17 protein-coding genes are annotated in these 14,492 nt (G+C 55.7%); 14 read left to right on the top strand and 3 right to left on the bottom strand.

Annotated features, from left to right (window positions below):
* Positions 1–44: 44 nt before the first annotated feature.
* A complete protein-coding gene (locus WFN75_RS12145; RefSeq protein ID WP_233801479.1) occupies positions 45–467 on the bottom strand; it encodes a DoxX family protein in 423 nt (140 codons plus the stop codon).
* 157 nt (positions 468–624) lie between these two features.
* Between WFN75_RS12145 and WFN75_RS12140 the strand changes: the two genes are divergently transcribed.
* Complete coding sequence (locus WFN75_RS12140; RefSeq protein ID WP_046884545.1) at positions 625–1,122, top strand: DUF2569 domain-containing protein; 498 nt, start codon at positions 625–627, stop codon at positions 1,120–1,122.
* A gap of 144 nt (positions 1,123–1,266) precedes the next feature.
* The gene (locus WFN75_RS12135; protein ID WP_336996204.1) at positions 1,267–2,403 is read left to right on the top strand and encodes a 3-phenylpropionate MFS transporter; all 1,137 of its coding nucleotides are present in this window, start codon (positions 1,267–1,269) and stop codon (positions 2,401–2,403) included.
* On the opposite strand, the gene csiE is transcribed toward WFN75_RS12135, so the two are convergent.
* Positions 2,400–3,677 (bottom strand): stationary phase inducible protein CsiE, encoded by a 1,278-nt coding sequence (gene csiE / locus WFN75_RS12130; protein ID WP_233801483.1) that lies wholly within the window; start codon positions 3,675–3,677, stop codon positions 2,400–2,402. The two genes, WFN75_RS12135 and csiE, sit on opposite strands and share 4 nt — an antisense overlap.
* 124 nt (positions 3,678–3,801) lie before the next feature.
* Here csiE and WFN75_RS12125 point away from each other — a divergent pair, with 124 nt between their 5' ends.
* Both WFN75_RS12125 and WFN75_RS12120 read left to right on the top strand, forming a co-directional pair.
* Positions 3,802–4,440: a DUF1007 family protein gene (locus WFN75_RS12125; RefSeq protein WP_336996203.1), complete on the top strand. Its 639-nt coding sequence runs from the start codon at positions 3,802–3,804 to the stop codon at positions 4,438–4,440.
* Complete coding sequence (locus WFN75_RS12120; protein WP_336996202.1) at positions 4,431–5,411, top strand: nickel/cobalt transporter; 981 nt, start codon at positions 4,431–4,433, stop codon at positions 5,409–5,411. Before WFN75_RS12125 ends, WFN75_RS12120 begins: the two co-directional genes overlap by 10 nt.
* A gap of 193 nt (positions 5,412–5,604) precedes the next feature.
* Here the strand turns inward: WFN75_RS12120 and suhB are convergent, their stop codons facing one another.
* A complete protein-coding gene (suhB, locus tag WFN75_RS12115; protein ID WP_172657805.1) occupies positions 5,605–6,411 on the bottom strand; it encodes an inositol-1-monophosphatase in 807 nt (268 codons plus the stop codon).
* A gap of 125 nt (positions 6,412–6,536) precedes the next feature.
* On the opposite strand from suhB, the gene trmJ reads away from it, so the two are divergent.
* The 10 genes from trmJ (at position 6,537) to pepB (ending at position 14,443) form a co-directional block, all read left to right on the top strand.
* The gene (gene trmJ, locus WFN75_RS12110) at positions 6,537–7,265 is read left to right on the top strand and encodes a tRNA (cytosine(32)/uridine(32)-2'-O)-methyltransferase TrmJ (protein ID WP_212478455.1); all 729 of its coding nucleotides are present in this window, start codon (positions 6,537–6,539) and stop codon (positions 7,263–7,265) included.
* Positions 7,266–7,479: 214 nt separating this feature from the next.
* Positions 7,480–7,971: a Fe-S cluster assembly transcriptional regulator IscR gene (iscR, locus tag WFN75_RS12105; RefSeq protein ID WP_040074494.1), complete on the top strand. Its 492-nt coding sequence runs from the start codon at positions 7,480–7,482 to the stop codon at positions 7,969–7,971.
* Between the two features lie 170 nt (positions 7,972–8,141).
* Positions 8,142–9,356: an IscS subfamily cysteine desulfurase gene (locus tag WFN75_RS12100; RefSeq protein WP_040074495.1), complete on the top strand. Its 1,215-nt coding sequence runs from the start codon at positions 8,142–8,144 to the stop codon at positions 9,354–9,356.
* 24 nt (positions 9,357–9,380) lie between these two features.
* Entirely contained in the window at positions 9,381–9,767 is a 387-nt protein-coding gene (gene iscU, locus WFN75_RS12095; protein ID WP_004866383.1) for a Fe-S cluster assembly scaffold IscU, read from the top strand.
* A 15-nt stretch (positions 9,768–9,782) separates the two neighbouring features.
* Positions 9,783–10,106 carry an iron-sulfur cluster assembly protein IscA gene (gene iscA, locus WFN75_RS12090; protein WP_040074497.1) on the top strand — a complete coding sequence of 108 codons (324 nt, stop codon included), beginning with the start codon at positions 9,783–9,785 and terminating at the stop codon, positions 10,104–10,106.
* A 77-nt stretch (positions 10,107–10,183) separates the two neighbouring features.
* Complete coding sequence (gene hscB / locus WFN75_RS12085) at positions 10,184–10,699, top strand: co-chaperone HscB (protein ID WP_046884550.1); 516 nt, start codon at positions 10,184–10,186, stop codon at positions 10,697–10,699.
* A gap of 14 nt (positions 10,700–10,713) precedes the next feature.
* Positions 10,714–12,564: a Fe-S protein assembly chaperone HscA gene (hscA, locus tag WFN75_RS12080; RefSeq protein ID WP_046884551.1), complete on the top strand. Its 1,851-nt coding sequence runs from the start codon at positions 10,714–10,716 to the stop codon at positions 12,562–12,564.
* A 1-nt stretch (position 12,565) separates the two neighbouring features.
* A complete protein-coding gene (fdx, locus tag WFN75_RS12075) occupies positions 12,566–12,901 on the top strand; it encodes an ISC system 2Fe-2S type ferredoxin (protein ID WP_040074501.1) in 336 nt (111 codons plus the stop codon).
* Position 12,902: 1 nt separating this feature from the next.
* The gene (iscX, locus tag WFN75_RS12070) at positions 12,903–13,103 is read left to right on the top strand and encodes a Fe-S cluster assembly protein IscX (RefSeq protein ID WP_040074502.1); all 201 of its coding nucleotides are present in this window, start codon (positions 12,903–12,905) and stop codon (positions 13,101–13,103) included.
* Positions 13,104–13,156: 53 nt separating this feature from the next.
* Positions 13,157–14,443: an aminopeptidase PepB gene (pepB, locus tag WFN75_RS12065; protein WP_040074503.1), complete on the top strand. Its 1,287-nt coding sequence runs from the start codon at positions 13,157–13,159 to the stop codon at positions 14,441–14,443.
* Positions 14,444–14,492: the final 49 nt, after the last annotated feature.

Here is a 14,492-nt window from a genome sequence, read left to right as displayed (position 1 = left end):
CGCGCAAGCGGCCTTTTTTATTTGGTGGCGAAAAAGGGAGGTTCTTAGCGCCGGTCAATAGAAATTGCGCCAGGCCCGGTGACGGCCAATAATAAAAAGGCCCCAGCAATACTGATATTTTTATAAAAGTTAATCATATTCGGCATGACGGCGTCGCCGCTCATATCCCAGTAAGGATGGCCGATAACTGCCGTACCCAGCGTGTAAAAGACAAACAGCAGTGCGATAGGGCGGGTAAAGAAACCCAGCACGATCAAAATAGCCGCCGGGATCTCCATCACCACCGCAATAATCGCCGCCAGCATCGGCATGGGGGCGCCCAGCTTCGCCATATATTGCACGGTGCCATCAAACCCGGTCATTTTCGGCAGACCAAAAATAATAAACAGCAGCACGATAGCGATCCGGGCGATCAAAAGAAGCAGAGGACGTGACTGACCGAAATCTAAATAGCGAAGTGCGTTCATGATGAGCTCGCTTTTCGGTGGGGCGTAATTTAACCCTAATACAAATTATCGGCGCCTGCCATTGACCTTCCCGCTATAAATCAGCCGTTAGGGTGATTTTAATTTCAGGGTCACAGGCTGGCTGTGTAGAATTCTCTATTTCGGTAAGGATATCGCGATGCAATGTATTGAATGTCAGGAACAACCGGCCAATAAAGAGTCGGGGTTATGTCATCAGTGTGAAAGTCTGGATGAGAAGAAAATTAACGGCCTGCTCTATCTTCCTGCGGCCGGGTTAGTCATCAATATGCTGATCTCCCCCTTCAATGCCTGGGAATTTATCTCGTCCATTGTGGGCTTTATGCGACAAGGAATGGCAATCACCCCTTTCGGTATAGGCGGCGTGGCGCTGATTGTTATTGATGTTGTGCTGACTTTCCTGACGGGCTGGTACTTCTTCAAAAGGAAGCGAAATATTCGCAAGGTGATTATTCCATACTATCTTTTTGGCCTGCTCTATATGCTGTACTTTGTCGCCTTACGCGTGTGGCTGTTCGGGGCCACGCTGGATACGATGGATATTCGCAATGCGCTCACGCCCGTTGTCGGCGCGCTCATCTGGATCCCGTATTTTCTCTTCTCAAAACGGATCCCGCGCGTTTTCACTCAGGAGTGACTCCTGACACCGCGCAACTATAGCCGGGGCAGGAAGGGAAGGCCGGTGATAAAAGTTAAATAAAAGTTAATGCTTAGCCAGCTTATGGACTTGCGCAGTATCGCCTTTCTCGCCAGACTATCGCCTCCATAACGGGAGGGATTCATGGTCTTGCATTCCACACGCTGGCTGGCGCTCAGCTACTTCACCTACTTTTTTAGCTACGGTATTTTTCTTCCTTTCTGGAGCGTCTGGCTTAAAGGCATAGGCCTGACGCCCGAGACCATTGGTGTACTGCTGGGCGCAGGCCTGGTGGCGCGCTTCCTCGGTAGCTTGCTGATTGCCCCTCGCGTGAGCGATCCCGCTCTTCTGATCAACGCCGTGCGCGTCCTGGCGCTGTTAACCCTGGTGTTTCTCTGCGGCTTCTGGGTCAGCCAGCAGTTTGCGTGGTTAATGGTGGTGATGGTTGGCTTTAACCTCTTTTTCTCACCGCTGGTGCCCCTCACCGATGCGCTGGCAAACACCTGGCAGAAACAGATCACCATGGATTATGGTCGGGTGCGCCTGTGGGGATCGATCGCCTTTGTCATTGGCTCTGCGCTGGTGGGCAAACTGGTTAGCCTGTATGACTATCAGGCGATTCTGGCGCTGTTAACCCTCGGTATTTTCTCGATGCTGCTTGGGCTACTTTTACGCCCGTCGGTAATGCCGCAGGGGGAAAGCCGTCATCAGGAGAGCGCAGGCTGGCCAGCCTGGCGCGCGCTGGTAACCCAGAGCTGGCGGTTCCTGGCTTGCGTCTGCCTGCTACAGGGGGCCCACGCGGCCTATTACGCCTTTAGCGCCATCTACTGGCAGGGGGCAGGGTATTCAGCCTCGGCGGTGGGGTATCTCTGGTCGCTGGGCGTGGTGGCTGAAGTGATTATCTTTGCCTTAAGCAACAGGCTGTTCCGCCGCTTCGGCGCCCGGGACCTGCTGCTGCTCTCTGCCATTTGCGGCCTGGCCCGCTGGGGGATCATGGGCTGGACGACAGCGTTGCCGTGGCTCATTGTCGCCCAGATCCTGCACTGCGGCACTTTCACGGTCTGCCACCTGGCGGCGATGCGCTACATCGCTTCACGGGAAGGGGCCGACGTGATTCGTCTACAGGCGGTCTATTCTGCGGTGGCGATGGGGGGAAGTATTGCGGTCATGACCGTATTTGCTGGCTTCCTGTATCAGCATCTCGGTCAGGGTGTCTTCTGGGTAATGGCGCTGCTGGCGCTGCCGGCCATGGTGCTCCGACCGCGCGTGGCAGCGCGCTAAGTCTCCAGCATCACGCGAATATGTTCCTGCTGCTGCGCATTCAACGTCTCTACCGCGTGGATGAGCGGCGGCGAGAAGAGCGGCAGGGCGGTCGCGTAGGGGGTCACTACCAGGGCTGCTTCCCGGGGGGCGCCCTCCTTCTGAAAAGCCTGTAACGGCACATAGCGAATGTTTAAGGGCAGGAGGGTCAGTTCGCGAAGTTGCTGCTCGATCGCCTCTTCGCTCGCTTTATCCGCCCCGGTTAACAGCACCACCTGTTTTTCATGCAGGTCATTTTCCTGCATCAGCCAGGCGCCAAATATCACCGCCACCAGACTGGCCTCCTCTTCGGAAAAAGAGAGCGAAAACGCACTCTCCAGTTCCAGGAGCGCATCGCGGGTGGTGCGCATCAGCCGTGGATAAAGGCGCTGGATCTCCTCCGCCAGGCTGTTATCAATCCCAATCCCGAACAGAGACCGGTTTAGCGCCTGGGCAAGATGAATATAGAGCTGATCGGTCAGCCCTTGCTCGTCACTAAAACGCATCCCCGTCTGGCAATGAAAGCGGGTAATCATTCGGCCAATCGCCTGGCGTAACTGTTCATCCTGGTTTTGCATATCCCGTAGCGGATCCGGGGTGCGCAGCATCATAAAGAGTAGCGTCAGGAAAGGCTGCTCATCTTCATGGGGCAGGGGGAGCACACGGCGCTGCCAGTGGCGAACAATCTCCTGCGCCATCAGATACTCACCACGTTGTTGCGTCCAGCTGCGCTGAATCTCCGAAAACTGCGGTGTCTGGCCCAGATGGTGTTGAATCAGACAATATTGCAGGTAAAGCTGTAAAAACTGCACGTCGCGGCACTCAAATTGACGTTGTAAGCGGCGGGAGCAGAAATTTATCAGCGCCCGTAAATTGGTATCGTCATACAACGTGCGCGCAATGCCATGCTGTTTAAGCGCGGTTTTCAGAGATGGGGTAAACTGCTGCGCGACGAAATGCGGGCAGAGTCGGAGTGCACGCCGCAGCCAGTGCAGCAAGCATAAGCGTTGGTCAAGTGTGGTGCCTTCAATCCGGTAGCTGCCGTCATGGTGCGTAGCAATGTTGAGCCGATGATAGCGCTGGATTTCATCGCGCGTCTCGGCTATATCTTGCCGAGCAATGCTGTGATCCACCCCGTTGATTTCACCGATGCGCTGCTCGGTGGCGATAAAATCCGGCAGATAGAGCATCAGCAGCACCTGGCAGCGGCGCTGCGAACTGGAAAGCACAGATGGCATTTCGAGAGTCGTCATCATCTGCAAGGTTCCAGTAAGAATGTTTGATAAGAATAGCTAAAGGATCTGCGTAATAGCGCGCGTTCAGGGCTCTTTCCTTCAGGAATGCGGGCAGACATCACAGAATTTTTGACGTGAGGAAGAGATGCAAATAGTTAAACAAAGCGCTGCGGCGCTATTTTTGGCGGTAATATCTTCTGCCGTGGCCGCGCATCCTCACAGTTTTATCACCCTCAAAACCGAGATCGTGGCTAACGACAGTCAACTTACCGGGCTTAAGATGCGCTGGACCATGGATGAAATGACCTCCGCCGATCTGCTGTACGACGCCGGCGATGCGCGTCCGGGGGATGAGATCTGGAAAAAGCTGGCGGCAGAAGTGATGGCCAACGTGCTCGGCCAGCACTACTTCACCGAGTTCTGGCATAACGGGCAGAAGGTGAAGTTTCTCAATCGTCCTACGGAGTACGGCATGAGCCGCGAGGATCACCAGGCCGTGCTGACTTTTGTGCTGCCGCTGGCGCAACCCCAGCCGCTGGCCGGGCAGACCTACACCTTCTCTACCTTCGATCCCTCTTATTATGTGGACATGAGCTATGCCGAAGATAGCGATGTCACGCTGCCAGCCGCGCTGCAGAAAAAATGTTCCCTCGCGGTTCATACCCCCGAGCCCAGCGAAGAGACGCTCAATTTTGCCATTTCTCTTGATAAGGACGATGCGCCGCCGGAGGACATGGACCTCGGTAAACAGTTTGCTCAACAGGTGACCTTACAATGTCAGTAACCTTTTCTCAGCCCTCCAAACAGCGCCGCTGGCTGCATCTCTGGCCGCTGGGACTCTTTACGCTACTGGCCGTCGGGGCAGCAATCTGGTTATGGCAGGCCTGGCCGCAGGTCATGATGCAGAGCGTTATCTGGCAGCGTGAGGTTAACCAGCAGATGAGCGGGTTGCTGAAGGCGGTGGCGGATAACCCTGCCCGTGCGGGCGGTTCGCTGCTGATTTTCAGCTTTCTCTATGGTGTGCTGCATGCGCTCGGGCCCGGGCATGGCAAGATTGTTATTACTACATGGCTGGCAACCCATCCCTCTAAGCTGAAATCCAGTATTGGCCTGACGCTTGCTTCCTCGCTGCTGCAGGGGCTGGTGGCCATTGCGTTAGTGATCGTGGTGCTAACGCTTCTGCAACTGCCCGCACGCCAGCTTCATGCCAGCAGTTTCTGGCTAGAAAAGGGGAGCTATGCGCTGGTGGGGGTACTGGGAGTGATGCTCTGCTGGCGGGCAATAAAAAAGTTACGTGCGTTGCTGCGTAAGCCGACGTTTAAACGTTTTTCGCCGCATCACGTGCACGATGCCCACTGTGGCTGCGGGCATCAACATCTGCCCACCGGGGCGCAATTACAGCAGGGCGATGACTGGCGCGCCAGGCTGATGATCATTCTCTCTATGGGGATGCGGCCCTGCTCCGGGGCGATTATGGTATTGCTCTTCAGTAAGGTTATCGGCGTCTTCGGTTGGGGCGTCATCTCTGCCCTGGCGATGTCGGCAGGCACCTCTATTACCATCAGCGCGCTGGCGTTGCTGGTACATAGCTTTCGCCAGCTGGCCATCAGGCTTAGCGGCAATAAAACCCCTGTACTGTGGCAGCAAATTGGCTGGACGACCTTAGCCCTGGCCGGCGGGGTGATGTTGCTCGCGGCTGCAGTAGTGATGTGGGTCAGTGCGGTTCCGGTAGGACGAGGGCTGCGGCCGTTTTAGTCTCTCTGCCGACTACGGGTCGGCTGGATAGGGCGCAGCTGGATCTTACAGTGCGGTTTATTTGTCACTGTTATTTGGCGTTGAGAGTTAAATTGCGGGGATGTTTTGCGGTGCTCTGCATTCGCTGTTGGCTTAAGCGCGTGAGAGATTTACGGCAGTAGCGGGTGAGGAGAACCTCACCCGCCCTCAGAGATTAGCGCTTCAGCGCTTCGCTCAGTTCGTCACGCATGCTGGCCAGCATGGCTTTGACGACGCGCGGATTACCGGCAACCAGGTTGCCCGTCATCATGTAGTTATGACCACCGGTGAAATCACACACCAGCGCGCCGGCTTCACGGGCAATCAGCTCGCCTGCGGCAAAGTCCCATGGCTTAAGGCCAATTTCAAAATAGCCATCCACGCGCGCTGCGGCAACGTAGGCCAGATCCAGTGCTGCAGAACCGCTGCGACGGAAGTCAGCACATTCAGTAAAGAGTTTGCCCAGTACCTTCATATAGGCAGGAGCGTGCTGTTTCGCTTTGAACGGGAAGCCGGTCGCCAGAATGGTGCCATCCAGATCGCGGGCGTTGCTGCCGCGCAGACGGTAGCCGTTCAGCTGTGCGCCCTGGCCGCGGGTCGCGGTGAAGAGTTCGTTACGCATTGGATCGTAAACCACGGCGACTTCAGTACGGCCTTTAATGCGTACGGCGATAGAAACAGCGAAGTGGGGCAGACGTTTTACGAAGTTGGTGGTGCCATCCAGCGGATCGATAATCCATTGAACATCCTGATCTTCGCCCACGTGCTCACCGCTTTCTTCGGTGATGATGGTGTGTTGCGGGTAAGATTTGCGAATGGTTTCGATAATCATCGCTTCTGCGGCTTTATCGACGTTGGTCACAAAATCATTGCTGCCTTTCTGGCTGGTTTCTACGGAATCTGGCGTCTCGTAGTGCTTGGCAATTACATTACCCGCCTTGCGCGCTGCGCGCACGGCGATGGTCAACATTGGATGTTGCATCGGTTACTCTCACTGGATGTTAAAGAACGGGGGATACGAAAACGGCGCAGAGTATAGCAGCGAGTTCGGAATATGTCTTCCGTTTATGGTAGCATGGCCGAATATTCTTCAGACTCAGAAAAATTATGCTGCAAAATATTCGAATTGTGCTGGTCGAAACCTCGCATACCGGCAATATGGGCTCCGTGGCCCGCGCGATGAAAACCATGGGCTTAACCAACCTCTGGCTGGTTAACCCGCTGGTCAAACCCGACTCACAGGCCATTGCGCTCGCGGCGGGTGCCAGCGATGTCATCGGTAACGCGCAAATCGTCGATACCCTGGATGAAGCCCTGGCGGGTTGCAGCCTGGTTGTTGGCACCAGTGCACGCTCCCGCACGCTGCCGTGGCCAATGCTTGACCCTCGCGAATGCGGTCTGAAAAGCGTTGCTGAAGGGCAGCACGCCCCTGTGGCGCTGGTGTTTGGCCGTGAACGCGTCGGCCTGACTAACGAAGAGTTGCAAAAGTGCCATTATCACGTGGCCATTGCAGCGAACCCGGAATACAGCTCGCTGAACCTGGCGATGGCGGTACAGGTTATTGCTTACGAAGTGCGTATGGCATGGCTGGCAACCCAGGAAAACGCGCCGGCCACCGAGCCGGAAGAGGCGCCATACCCGCTGGTGGACGATCTGGAACGGTTCTACGGGCACCTTGAAAAAACGCTGCTGGGCACCGGGTTTATCCGCGCCGACCATCCGGGTCAGGTTATGAATAAACTGCGTCGTCTGTTTACGCGCGCGCGTCCGGAAAGCCAGGAGCTGAATATCCTGCGCGGCATTCTGGCGTCGATTGAGCAGAAGAATAAAGAGTAGCGCCACTCTCTCCCTTTTTCCCTGAAAGAGGGGAGAGGTGAGGGCATCAGGCCGCACTTTTATGATACGGCACAGAAGGTTAAATACCTGACTAAAACAGTCAACTAAATAGTTGACCATTTTAGTCGGGAATGTCAGACTTGGCCCTGCTATGCAATACCCCATTTTACAATAAAAAACCCCGGGCAGGGGCGAGTTTGAGGTTAAGTAAGACATGAGACTGACATCTAAAGGGCGTTATGCCGTGACCGCGATGCTGGACGTTGCGCTCAACTCCGAAGCGGGCCCGGTACCGTTGGCTGATATTTCTGAACGTCAGGGAATTTCCCTCTCTTATCTGGAACAGCTGTTTTCAAGACTGCGTAAAAATGGCCTGGTTTCCAGCGTCCGTGGTCCTGGCGGTGGTTATTTACTGGGTAAAGACGCAGGCAGTATTGCGGTTGGCGAAGTCATTAGCGCAGTGGACGAGTCCGTTGACGCGACCCGCTGCCAGGGCAAAGGGGGTTGTCAGGGTGGTGATAAATGCCTGACGCACGCGCTGTGGCGCGACCTGAGCGACCGTCTGACCGGCTTCCTGAACAACATCACCATCGGTGAACTGGTTAACAACCAGGAAGTGCTGGACGTCTCTGACCGTCAGCATAATCACGAAGCACAGCGCAATACCCGCACGCAAGACGCCATCGACGTTAAACTGCGCGCGTAGTTTCCCTGGCCTGTTTTCGGTGCGTTGCAGCCCCGCAAAATAGTCAGGGTAAAAATTATAAAGAATTTTAGAATCAGGCCGGGGCGTTAACTCGCCCCGTGTACTCGGTCGTACATCCAGCCGGTAGCCTGATTCCTTGCATTGAAGCGATGTACGGAGTTTAAAGAGCAATGAAATTACCGATCTATCTCGATTACTCCGCAACCACGCCGGTGGACCCGCGTGTTGCCGAGAAAATGATGCAGTGTCTGACCCTGGACGGAAACTTTGGTAACCCTGCCTCCCGTTCACACCGTTTTGGCTGGCATGCTGAAGAGGCGGTTGATATCGCCCGTAATCAGATTGCTGAGCTGGTTGGCGCTGACCCGCGTGAAATTGTTTTCACCTCCGGTGCCACCGAATCCGATAACCTGGCGATTAAAGGTGCGGCCAACTTCTATCAGAAAAAAGGCAAGCACATCATCACCAGCAAAACCGAGCACAAAGCCGTGCTGGATACCTGCCGTCAGCTGGAGCGTGAAGGGTTTGAAGTGACCTACCTCGCCCCGCAGAGCAACGGTATCATCGACCTGAAAGAGCTCGAAGCGGCAATGCGTGATGACACCATTCTGGTCTCCATCATGCACGTAAACAACGAAATTGGCGTGGTTCAGGATATCGCCACCATCGGCGAACTGTGCCGTGCACGCGGTATTATCTACCACGTGGATGCAACCCAGAGCGTGGGCAAACTGCCTATCGACCTGAGCCAGCTGAAAGTGGATCTGATGTCCTTCTCCGGCCACAAAATCTATGGCCCGAAAGGCATTGGCGCGCTGTATGTGCGTCGTAAACCGCGTATCCGTATCGAATCCCAGATGCACGGCGGCGGTCACGAGCGCGGCATGCGTTCCGGTACTCTGCCTGTTCACCAGATCGTGGGCATGGGCGAAGCGTATCGTATCGCCAAAGAAGAGATGGAAACCGAGATGGCACGTCTGCGTACGCTGCGTAACCGTCTGTGGGATGGCGTGAAAGATATGGAAGAAGTGTATCTGAACGGCGATCTTGAGCAGGGCGCGCCAAACATCCTCAACGTCAGCTTTAACTACGTTGAAGGCGAATCGCTGATCATGGCGCTGAAAGATCTGGCGGTCTCTTCCGGTTCTGCCTGTACTTCTGCAAGCCTCGAGCCATCCTACGTGCTGCGCGCGCTGGGCATGACCGACGAGCTAGCACACAGCTCCATTCGTTTCTCTTTAGGTCGTTTTACTACCGATGAAGAGATTGACTACACCATCAAGCTGGTTCGCAACTCCATTGGCCGTCTGCGTGAGCTTTCTCCTCTGTGGGAAATGTTCAAAGAAGGCGTGGATCTGAACAGCATTGAATGGTCACATCACTAATCGGTTTATAAGGAGAATTCAATCATGGCATACAGCGAAAAAGTTATTGATCATTACGAGAACCCACGCAACGTTGGCTCTTTCGACAACAGCGACGACAGCGTAGGTAGCGGCATGGTTGGCGCACCGGCGTGTGGCGACGTCATGAAGCTGCAGATCAAAGTTAACAATGAAGGTATCATTGAAGACGCGCGCTTCAAGACTTACGGCTGCGGTTCCGCCATTGCCTCCAGCTCGCTGGTCACCGAATGGGTGAAAGGCAAGTCTCTGGACGAAGCGCAGGCGATTAAAAACACCGATATCGCCGATGAACTCGAACTGCCGCCGGTGAAAATTCACTGCTCTATCCTGGCAGAAGACGCGATCAAAGCCGCAATTGCGGATTACAAAAGTAAACGTGAAGCAAAATAATTAGTTGAGGTTGTTATGTCGATTACCCTTAGCGACAGCGCTGCCGCGCGCGTAAGCGCCTTCCTGGCAAACCGTGGTAAAGGTTTTGGCCTGCGCCTGGGCGTGCGGACTTCCGGCTGCTCTGGCATGGCGTACGTCCTGGAGTTCGTTGATGAACCGGCGTCTGACGATACCGTGTTTGAAGACAAGGGCGTGAAGGTGGTGGTCGATGGCAAAAGCCTACAGTTCCTCAACGGCACTCAGCTGGACTTTGTTAAAGAAGGTCTGAACGAAGGGTTTAAATTCACCAACCCGAACGTAAAAGATGAGTGCGGCTGCGGCGAAAGCTTCCACGTTTGATTGTGCGTCACCCGAATAACCCCACCGCAGTTACCTGCGCGTGGGGTTTGTTCTAACAGGCTACCCCTGAGATTGTTATGGATTACTTCACACTCTTCGGACTACCCGCTCAATACCCGATCGATATCCCGGCTTTAACGACCCGCTTTCAGGATCTGCAGCGCCAGTATCATCCGGATAAATTCGCGAGTGGGACGCAGTCAGAACAGTTGGCTGCCGTTTCACACTCTGCCACCATCAATCAGGCCTGGCAGACGCTGCGTCATCCTCTGACCCGCGCTGAGTATCTGCTCTCGCTCCACGGTTTCGACCTGGCGAGCGAACAGCATACCGTACGTGATACCGCGTTCCTGATGGAACAGCTGGAACTGCGCGAAGAGTTGGATGAGATTGAACAAGCCAAAGACGAAGCGCGTCTGGAACGTTTTATCACCCGCGTGAAGGGCATGTTTGATACCCGCCATCAGCAGATGGTGGAGCAGTTGAACAATGAGACGTGGGACGTAGCGGCCGACACGGTACGCAAACTCCGTTTTCTCGATAAACTGCGAAGCAGTGCTGAACAACTCGAAGAAAAGCTGCTCGATTTTTAATTTCGGAAGCAATTATGGCCTTATTACAAATTAGTGAGCCCGGTTTAAGTGCTGCGCCGCACCAGCGTCGTCTGGCGGTGGGCATTGATTTAGGCACCACCAACTCGCTGGTGGCAACCGTGCGTAGCGGCGAGGCCAGTACGCTGGCAGATGAACAGGGCCAGCACCTGTTGCCGTCGGTGGTCCACTACCAGCAACAGGGTCACACGGTCGGTTACCACGCGCGTGCTAATGCCGCTAAAGATCCGGCTAATACCATTAGCTCTGTGAAGCGCATGATGGGCCGTTCCCTGGCCGACATCCAGACCCGTTACCCGCATCTGCCGTATCAGCTGCAGGCGAGTGAGAACGGTCTGCCGATGATTGCCACCGCTGCCGGTTTGCTCAACCCGATTCGTGTCTCTGCAGACATCCTTAAAGCGCTGGCCGCGCGCGCCACTGACTCGCTGCAGGGCGAACTGGATGGCGTAGTGATCACCGTTCCGGCCTATTTTGACGATGCACAACGTCAAGGCACCAAAGACGCCGCGCGTCTGGCGGGTCTGCACGTTCTGCGTCTGCTCAATGAACCAACCGCCGCCGCCATTGCCTACGGCCTCGACTCCGGTCAGGAAGGGGTCATTGCCGTCTTCGATCTTGGCGGTGGAACCTTTGATATCTCTATTTTGCGCCTGAGCCGCGGTGTATTCGAAGTGCTGGCCACCGGTGGTGATTCAGCCCTGGGCGGTGATGACTTCGACCACCTGCTGGCAGATTTCATCCGCCTGCAGGCGGGGATTGACGATCGCAGCGACGCGCGCGTACAGCGTGAACTGCTGGATGCGGCGATTGCGGCCAAAATTGCCCTCAGCGATGCGCAAAGCGTCACCGTTGAGGTCGCTGGCTGGAAGGGGGAGATCACCCGTGACCAGTTTAATGACCTGATCGCCTCCCTGGTTAAACGCACGCTGCTGGCCTGCCGTCGCGCATTGAAAGATGCTGGCGTAGAGGCGCAGGACGTACTGGAAGTGGTCATGGTGGGCGGTTCAACCCGCGTACCGCTGGTGCGTGAGCGCGTGGGTGAGTTCTTTGGCCGTACGCCACTGACCTCTATCGACCCGGACAAAGTGGTCGCTATCGGGGCGGCGATTCAGGCGGATATTCTGGTGGGGAACAAACCGGACAGCGAAATGCTGTTGCTGGATGTGATCCCGCTCTCCCTGGGGCTCGAAACCATGGGTGGCCTGGTGGAGAAAGTGATCCCGCGTAATACCACCATTCCGGTGGCACGTGCGCAGGAGTTCACCACCTTTAAAGATGGCCAGACCGCCATGTCTATTCACGTGATGCAGGGTGAACGTGAGCTGGTACAGGATTGCCGCTCGCTGGCGCGCTTTGCGCTGCGCGGGATCCCGGCGCTGCCTGCGGGCGGGGCACATATTCGTGTCACCTTCCAGGTGGATGCCGATGGCCTGCTGAGCGTGACGGCGATGGAAAAATCCACCGGTGTCGAATCCTCCATCCAGGTTAAGCCGTCTTACGGGCTGACCGAGGGCGAAATCGCCTCCATGATTCAGGACTCAATGAGCTTTGCCGAACAGGACGTGAAGGCGCGAATGCTGGCTGAACAGAAAGTTGAAGCCGCACGTGTGCTGGAAAGCCTGACCGGTGCGCTCACTGCCGATGCCGCGCTGCTAAGCGCCGCAGAACGTCAGGCCATTGACGATGCCATCGCACAACTGCATGCGGTAGCAGAAGGCAATGACGCTGACGCCATAGAACAAGCGATTAAAAACGTTGATAAACAAACCCAGGAGTTTGCCGCTCGCCGTATGGATCAGTCGGTCCGTGTCGCGCTGAAAGGCCACTCCGTGGACGAGGTTTAATATGCCAAAGATTGTTTTTCTGCCTCATGCGGACCTCTGTCCGGATGGCGCAGTTCTGGAAGCTGAGACCGGCGAAACCATCCTTGACGTTGCCCTGCGTAACGGTATTGAAGTGGAACACGCCTGTGAAAAATCCTGTGCCTGCACAACCTGCCACTGCGTCGTACGTGAAGGTTTTGACTCGCTCGCCGAAAGCACCGAAGACGAAGATGACATGCTGGATAAAGCATGGGGTCTGGAGCCAGACAGCCGTTTAAGCTGCCAGGCACGCGTCACCGATGAAGATCTGGTGGTCGAATTCCCGCGTTACACCATTAACCACGCACGCGAGCATTGATATGGGACTGAAGTGGACAGACAGCCGTGAAATCGGCGAAGCGCTTTATGACGCGAACCCGGATCTTGATCCCAGGACCGTACGATTCACCGATATGCACCAGTGGATCTGCGATTTGGAGGATTTTGACGATGATCCTAACGCATCCAATGAAAAAATTCTGGAGGCGATTCTGTTAGTCTGGTTAGATGAGGCTAGCTAAATCACATTACGGGCTGCCTTCAGGCGGCCCGTTTGCTAATAAGGATAAATAAAATGACCGAAGCGATGAAGATTACGATTTCGCATCAGCCAGCCGACGCGCGCTGGGGCGAAAAAGCCACTTACAGTATCAATAACGACGGTATTACCCTGCACCTGACGGGCCAGGATGACGCCGGTCTGATTCAACGCGCAGCACGTAAAATCGACGGTCTTGGCATTAAACACGTCTCCTTAGCGGGTGAAGGCTGGGATATCGATCGTAGCTGGGCATTCTGGGCCGGATATAAAGGGCCGAAAGGCACCCGTAAAATCGAGTGGGCGAACCTCGACGAAGCCGGTCAGAAAGAGCTGGAAAGCCGTCTGACCATTATTGACTGGGTACGTGACACCATCAACGCGCCGGCGGAAGAGCTCGGTCCTGAGCAGCTGGCGCAGCGTGCCGTTGACCTGCTCTGCGGCGTGGCGGGGGACAACATGTCTTACCGCATCACCAAGGGTGAAGATCTGCGCGAGCAGAACTATATGGGCATCCACACCGTGGGCCGCGGCTCTGAGCGTCCGCCGGTGCTGCTGGCGCTGGACTACAACCCAACCGGTGATAAAGAAGCGCCCGTATTTGCCTGCCTGGTCGGTAAAGGCATCACCTTCGATACCGGTGGTTACAGCCTGAAGCAGAGCGCCTTTATGGACTCCATGAAGTCCGATATGGGCGGCGCGGCCACCATTACCGGTGCGCTGGCTTTCGCCATTACCCGTGGTCTGAATAAGCGTGTGAAGCTGTACCTGTGCTGCGCGGATAACATGGTTAGCGGCAATGCCTTTAAGCTGGGCGACATTATTCGCTACCGCAACGGTAAAAATGTGGAGGTGATGAACACCGACGCCGAAGGCCGTCTGGTACTGGCCGATGGCCTGATCGATGCCTCTGCCCAGAAACCTGAGCTGATTATCGATATGGCGACCCTGACCGGTGCCGCGAAAACCGCGTTGGGTAACGACTACCACGCGCTGTTCAGCTTCGACGATAAGCTGGCGGCTCGCGTACTGGCGAGTGCTGCCGAAGAAAACGAACCCTTCTGGCGCCTGCCGCTGGCCGAGTTCCACCGCAGCCAGTTGCCTTCAAACTTTGCCGAGCTGAACAACACTGCCAGCGCCGCCTACCCGGCGGGAGCAAGCACGGCGGCAGGTTTCCTGTCCCACTTTGTTGAAAACTACCGCGAAGGCTGGCTGCACATCGACTGCTCTGCGACCTACCGCAAAGCGGCGGTTGAACAGTGGTCCGCAGGGGCAACCGGGCTGGGCGTGCGTACCATTGCAAACCTGCTGACGGCAGAGTAACTGTTACCGCTTCACCCTAACCCTCTCCCATGGGGGAGAGGGGATGGTT

This window comes from Leclercia sp. UBA7405, assembly GCF_037152215.1.
In the GTDB taxonomy this organism is placed as follows: domain Bacteria; phylum Pseudomonadota; class Gammaproteobacteria; order Enterobacterales; family Enterobacteriaceae; genus Enterobacter; species Enterobacter pneumoniae.
The sequence above is the reverse complement of the archived record's forward strand: the minus strand, read 5'-3'. Positions and strand labels throughout refer to the sequence as shown.

Bases quoted from the DNA above. Each gene is read 5' to 3' on its own strand.
- iscR (WP_040074494.1), top strand. From the start codon at position 7,480: ATGAGACTGACATCTAAAGGGCGTTATGCCGTGACCGCGATGCTGGAC.
- WFN75_RS12125 (WP_336996203.1), top strand. From the start codon at position 3,802: ATGCAAATAGTTAAACAAAGCGCTGCGGCGCTATTTTTGGCGGTAATA.
- WFN75_RS12145 (WP_233801479.1), bottom strand. From the start codon at position 467: ATGAACGCACTTCGCTATTTAGATTTCGGTCAGTCACGTCCTCTGCTT.
- WFN75_RS12135 (WP_336996204.1), top strand. From the start codon at position 1,267: ATGGTCTTGCATTCCACACGCTGGCTGGCGCTCAGCTACTTCACCTAC.
- WFN75_RS12120 (WP_336996202.1), top strand. From the start codon at position 4,431: ATGTCAGTAACCTTTTCTCAGCCCTCCAAACAGCGCCGCTGGCTGCAT.
- fdx (WP_040074501.1), top strand. From the start codon at position 12,566: ATGCCAAAGATTGTTTTTCTGCCTCATGCGGACCTCTGTCCGGATGGC.
- pepB (WP_040074503.1), top strand. From the start codon at position 13,157: ATGACCGAAGCGATGAAGATTACGATTTCGCATCAGCCAGCCGACGCG.
- WFN75_RS12100 (WP_040074495.1), top strand. From the start codon at position 8,142: ATGAAATTACCGATCTATCTCGATTACTCCGCAACCACGCCGGTGGAC.
- trmJ (WP_212478455.1), top strand. From the start codon at position 6,537: ATGCTGCAAAATATTCGAATTGTGCTGGTCGAAACCTCGCATACCGGC.
- hscA (WP_046884551.1), top strand. From the start codon at position 10,714: ATGGCCTTATTACAAATTAGTGAGCCCGGTTTAAGTGCTGCGCCGCAC.
- WFN75_RS12140 (WP_046884545.1), top strand. From the start codon at position 625: ATGCAATGTATTGAATGTCAGGAACAACCGGCCAATAAAGAGTCGGGG.
- suhB (WP_172657805.1), bottom strand. From the start codon at position 6,411: ATGCAACATCCAATGTTGACCATCGCCGTGCGCGCAGCGCGCAAGGCG.
- hscB (WP_046884550.1), top strand. From the start codon at position 10,184: ATGGATTACTTCACACTCTTCGGACTACCCGCTCAATACCCGATCGAT.
- csiE (WP_233801483.1), bottom strand. From the start codon at position 3,677: ATGATGACGACTCTCGAAATGCCATCTGTGCTTTCCAGTTCGCAGCGC.
- iscA (WP_040074497.1), top strand. From the start codon at position 9,783: ATGTCGATTACCCTTAGCGACAGCGCTGCCGCGCGCGTAAGCGCCTTC.
- iscU (WP_004866383.1), top strand. From the start codon at position 9,381: ATGGCATACAGCGAAAAAGTTATTGATCATTACGAGAACCCACGCAAC.
- iscX (WP_040074502.1), top strand. From the start codon at position 12,903: ATGGGACTGAAGTGGACAGACAGCCGTGAAATCGGCGAAGCGCTTTAT.